Annotated in this window: 6 protein-coding genes; all 6 read left to right on the top strand. The window is 37.6% G+C overall.

Annotated elements, in window-relative coordinates; genetic code table 11:
• Positions 1 to 30: 30 nt before the first annotated feature.
• The 6 genes from K6G87_RS10465 (at position 31) to K6G87_RS10440 (ending at position 5442) form a co-directional block, all read left to right on the top strand.
• Complete coding sequence (locus tag K6G87_RS10465; RefSeq protein ID WP_296836762.1) at positions 31 to 1368, top strand: TrkH family potassium uptake protein; 1338 nt, start codon at positions 31 to 33, stop codon at positions 1366 to 1368.
• A gap of 8 nt (positions 1369 to 1376) precedes the next feature.
• Positions 1377 to 2024, top strand: a complete 648-nt coding sequence (locus K6G87_RS10460) for a potassium channel family protein (protein ID WP_296836759.1) — start codon at positions 1377 to 1379, stop codon at positions 2022 to 2024.
• Positions 2025 to 2110: 86 nt separating this feature from the next.
• A complete protein-coding gene (locus tag K6G87_RS10455; protein ID WP_296836757.1) occupies positions 2111 to 2305 on the top strand; it encodes a hypothetical protein in 195 nt (64 codons plus the stop codon).
• Positions 2289 to 4271 (top strand): DUF4118 domain-containing protein, encoded by a 1983-nt coding sequence (locus tag K6G87_RS10450; RefSeq protein WP_296836753.1) that lies wholly within the window; start codon positions 2289 to 2291, stop codon positions 4269 to 4271. The genes K6G87_RS10455 and K6G87_RS10450 overlap by 17 nt, the downstream gene beginning before the upstream one ends.
• Complete coding sequence (locus K6G87_RS10445; RefSeq protein WP_296836750.1) at positions 4264 to 4977, top strand: response regulator; 714 nt, start codon at positions 4264 to 4266, stop codon at positions 4975 to 4977. Before K6G87_RS10450 ends, K6G87_RS10445 begins: the two co-directional genes overlap by 8 nt.
• A 231-nt stretch (positions 4978 to 5208) precedes the next feature.
• Positions 5209 to 5442, top strand: coding sequence for a NifU family protein (locus K6G87_RS10440; RefSeq protein ID WP_296836747.1), 234 nt, complete (start codon positions 5209 to 5211; stop codon positions 5440 to 5442).
• Positions 5443 to 5644: the final 202 nt, after the last annotated feature.

Here is a 5644-nt window from a genome sequence, read left to right as displayed (position 1 = left end):
TTAATAAAAGATTCGGAGGCAGAGCTACATATGTCTGTGATTATGAGAATTAAAGAAAGGCTTACGTCCTTTCAGATTATAATAATAGGATTTGCGAGTGTGATACTTATTGGAACGGTTATGCTTATGCTTCCCGTTTCATCAGCATCCGGGGCAGTTACACCTTTTGCTGATGCGCTATTTACAGCTACATCAGCTGTATGTGTAACAGGACTTGTTGTCTATGATACAGCTACTTACTGGTCATATTTCGGGCAGTTCGTGATACTGGTCATGATCCAGATTGGAGGACTTGGAGTAGTAACAGTAGCATCATTTCTTGCAATGCTTGCAGGAAGGAAGATAAGCCTTATGCAAAGACAGACAATGCAAAATGCCTTGTCTGCACCCCAGATGGGAGGAATAGTAAGACTTACAAGATTTATATTAATAACCTCGTTTGTAGTCGAAATTGCTGGTGTGCTGCTTCTTCTTCCTGTATTTGTACCTGAGTACGGACTAAGCGGAATATGGATGTCTGTCTTTCACTCAGTATCAGCCTTTTGTAATGCAGGCTTTGATGTAATGGGAAGAGCTACAGGTAAGTTCAGCTCCCTTACATCCTTTGCAGACAATCCATATCTTACATTTGTAATAGTAATGCTGATCATAATTGGAGGCCTTGGATTTATCACATGGGGCGATATAGTGCTTAAAAAGAGTGATTTTAAAGCTTACAGGATGCAGACCAAAGTCATAATCACCACAACACTTATCCTTATAATTGTTCCAACTATTGTATTTTATTTGTTCTGTTTTGATGAGCATCCTTTTGTTGAACGCATATGCCTGTCAGTATTTCAGGCAGTTACGCCAAGAACAGCAGGCTTTAACACAGCAGATTATACTAAAATTCCTGATGCCGGGATCATGATAACGATAATACTCATGCTTATTGGAGGATCACCGGGATCTACAGCAGGAGGCATCAAGACTACAACTATAGCAGTTTTATTTGCAAATATTATTGCAGTATTTAGAAAAAGGCAAAATGGTAACTTCTACGGAAGAAGAGTTGAAGATTCTATAGTAAAAAATGCTTCAGCAATCCTTATGTTATATGCATCACTGGCAGTAGGAGCAGCTCTTTTGATAAGTTCTATAGAAAATCTTCCGATGCAGACCTGCATGTTTGAAACATTCTCTGCAATAGGAACAGTCGGCCTGTCACTTGGAATAACAGGAGGCCTTTCACTAGTATCACATATTGTACTAATAATGCTTATGTTCTGGGGACGAGTTGGAGGACTTACGATCATATACGCAGCATTTTCTCATAGAGATATGAGCGCATCAAAGTACCCGGTAGAAAGCATAATGATAGGATAGGAGCAGTTATGAAATCAGTTTTACTTATAGGTTTAGGAAATTTTGGAATGCTTATTGCCAAGCAGATCCACGAGATGGGTCATCAGGTAATGGCAATCGATATTAATGAAGAAAGAGTTAATGAGACACTTCCCTATGTGACTAATGCACTTATTGGAGACAGCACCAATAAGAGCTTTCTGGAATCACTTGGAGTAAATAATTACGACGTATGTATTGAGACAATAGGCAATGATTTTCAGAACTCACTTGAGACTACCTCTTTACTTAAAGAGCTTGGAGCAAAGCTCGTAGTATCAAGGGCTAACAGAGAAGTCCAGGCCAAGTTTCTTCTAAGGAATGGTGCAGATGAAATAGTAAACCCTGAAAAGCAGATAGCCAAGTGGACAGCTATTAGATATACATCAGATCATATCCTGGACTACATAAAGCTTGATGACAGTCACGCAATATTTGAAGTTAAGCTTCCAAGAGAGTGGGTTGGTAAGAGCATAAAGGATATAAATATAAGACAGAAATACAAGATCAATATAATGGCGATCAAAGAAAATGGAAATATGAACCTTTCTTTTAACCCGGAAGATATTCTTAATGCAAATCAAACCCTTCTGGTACTTGGTGAACATAAGGCTATACAGAAATGTTTTCATATATAAATTAAATATACAAATAATATATAAGACTATAAGGGGAACCCGCAAAAGGCTATATAGTAAAAATATATAGAAAAGAGGCGATTTTTATGCAGGATATCCTATTATTATTAGTTATAATCCCATTTTTCATATTAGGTTTTTATGTTATGAAAAAAATTGATTTGTTCATGACGGAAAATGAGAATAATATAGAAGAGGAACGTATAAACCAGATATATGAAAAGAATGATCTTAGAAAGTGCAGCGGGGAGGATATAACTCATAATGAAACAAGGGCATGATACATCGGTTAATAACAAAGAACATGTACTGGTCTGCCTGTCTGCTTCTCCTACTAATCGCAGGATTATTTATGAGGCCTCTGAGCTTGCTAGCGCTTTTAATGCAAGCTTTACTGCACTTTATGTTCAGAAAGAACAGGAGAATACACTTCCTTCTGAAGAAGAAATGAGACTTCAGAATAATATAAGATATGCTGAAGATAAGGGTGCTACAATAACTACGGTCATTGGTGAAAACGTTTCTTATCAGATAGCGGAATTTGCAAGAGTATCAAAAGTCACCAAGATAGTTATAGGAAGAAGTAATACAAGCAGATATCATTTCTGGGAGAGACAGACTCTTACCGATCAGCTTATTGCGATTGCAACTGACATAGATATCTATATCATTCCCGATTCTAAAACAGATATTAAAGTTAATCAAAAGAACTGGAAGCTTGCTGAGCAGATCATTCCAACCTGGAAGGATCTTCTTATTACAGCACTTCTTCTTGTCGCAATGACAGGCTTTGGAATATTATTCAGTAATCTTGGATTTACTGAGTCCAATATTATCACGGTATATATACTTGGGGTACTTATCAATGCTATCCTTACAAGAAGTCATTTGTGTAGTTTTATAAGCTCTTTTTGCAGCGTTTTATTATTCAATTATTTTTTTACCGAACCAAGACTTACCTTCCATGCTTATGAACCAGGGTACTCTGTTACCTTCATCATAATGCTGATAGCTGCGCTTCTCACAGGATCTCTTGCCTACAGACTTAAGGACAGCGCAAGAGAGTCTTCCAGAGCAGCATTCAGGACCAAAGTCCTCTTTGACACCAATCAGCTGCTTCAAAAGAGCAGGACAGTTGATGAGGTTCTTAATGTTACAGCCAATCAGGCAATACTTCTGTCTAACTGCGATGTATATATATACCCTGTTGATGAGGGAAAATTGGGAAACGGATATATGTACTCCAAAGACAGTGGTGCAGCCACAGAGATCAGCTTAAAGGACTCAGAAGAGGAAGTACTTAAGTGGGTCCTTGATAACAAAAAAAGAGCAGGCTACTCCACCAAGGTTTATTCCAAAGCAAAATGCCTGTATCTTGCCATCAGAATCAATGGTACTGTTTATGGAATAATGGGAATTGCTGCTGACAGGATATTCAGTTCTTTTGAATATAGTGTTATACTCTCGATTCTTGGAGAATGTGCCCTTGCCATAGAGAATATCAAAAATGAAAAGGCCAAAGAGGAAGCCGCAGTTATGGCTGAGAACGAAAAGCTAAGGGCTAACCTCTTAAGGACAATATCTCATGATCTAAGGACACCTCTTACATCAATATCAGGTAATGCAAGTAATCTCTTATATCACTACAAAGTGCTTGATGATGATACAAGAGAGCAGATATTTACTGATATTTATGATGAGTCAGACTGGCTTATCAGACTTGTAGAAAATCTTCTGTCTGTTACAAGAATTGAAAATGGTGAAATGCAGATAAGCAGGACACCGGAAGTTCTTGACGATGTAATTGATGAAGCTATGAAACACATTGACAGGAATAAGACAGAGCATAATATTACCATCGATAGACCGGATGATATAGTAGTTGCAGAAATGGATGCAAAGCTTATAATTCAGGTCATTATAAATATTGTCAATAACGCCATCAAATATACTCCAAAGGGTTCTGATATAAAGGTTGGATACTATGCCAAGGGCGAAGATGTTCTTATATCTATAGCAGATAACGGCCCCGGTATGAATGACCAGATGAAAGAGCATGCTTTTGACATGTTCTATACAGGTCAGAACAAAATTGCAGATAGTAAGAAGAGTATGGGACTTGGACTTGCTCTTTGCAAAGCTGTTGTAGAAGCCCATGGCGGAAGCATATATATAGAATCTAATACACCTTCAGGATGTATTGTGACTTTTAGATTAAAAAAAGGAGAAGTAGTTCTCGATGAATAAATTTCAGGTTCTTGTAGTGGAGGATGATGCTCCAATAAGGAAGCTAATAGCTACAACACTTAAAACACATGATTATAAATATCTTCTTGCTCAAAATGGAGAAGAAGCTCTTATGCAGGCTTCAACATATAGTCCTGACGTAGTATTTCTGGATCTGGGACTTCCTGATCTTGACGGAGTTGAAGTCATTAAAAGGATAAGAGAATGGTCTATAATGCCCATAATAGTCATCAGTGCGCGAAGTGAAGATGAAGACAAGATAGAAGCGCTTGATGCAGGTGCAGATGACTATCTTACAAAACCATTTTCCGTAGAAGAGCTTCTTGCAAGGCTTCGCGTAATGCAAAGAAGAATATCACTACTTCAATCAGATACAGAGCTTGTAGAAAGCTCTGTATATATAAATGGTATACTTAAAATTGATTATGCAGCAGGCTGTGCTTATAAAAATGGTGAAGAGCTTAAGCTGACTCCAATTGAATATAAGCTTTTATGTCTTCTTGCAAGGAATACTGGCAAGGTATTAACTCACAAGTATATAACCCAGAAAATATGGGGTAGTGCCTGGGATTCCAACGTGGCTTCTCTTAGAGTTTTTATGGCAACACTCAGAAAGAAACTCGAAGATGGAACTGAAAATTCATCTCTTATCCAGACCCACGTTGGAATAGGTTACAGAATGCTCAAAGTGGATTCGGGCCAATAAAGGAATACTTCGTTATGGAATTCTGTGCCATCTTTGGTAGTCCCAAAGTTTTCCTTTGACCGTCATTTGAATAATACAATTCATACCACCGTAACAGGAAGCCCTCTTAACGAGGGCTTTTTTTAGTGAAAAATGTCACATAGACACTTGAAAGTGTCCTTGAGTAATTGAAGTGGCAAAACCATAATGTTAGATGTAAAAACAGTGATTGTTTTTTGAAAGGAATAGGCTATGGAAGAATATGTAAAGAACACATTGTCTGAGATGATAAGAGGCGATGGAGGATGGGTAGAATTTGTCTCTTATGAAGATAATAAGCTTACACTCCTGTTTAGAGCAGAGTGTTCCAAGTGCTTTATTTTAGATCGGTGCTGCGAATGGATAAAAGGTAAAATCCATGACGACATGAATACTGATGTTGAAATTGAGGCTATCAGAAAAAAGCCTTTTTTCTGGGAGACCTGATAGCTATATGTAAGTAAATATCAGGATTAGATAATGATTATATTACTCTAACGAGATGAATTGTGAGGTAAAATATGGCATTTGTAAAAGTTGTAAGACGTAGCATGCGTCCTGAAGAATGGACGGCTCTTAGATATGGATGGGTTAAAAAAGCTATTATAGATGAAAAATCTGAGATCACAGATATTGAGATACGCGATGC

Source organism: Butyrivibrio sp., from assembly GCF_024699075.1.
This window is presented reverse-complemented; position numbering and strand designations above follow the sequence as displayed.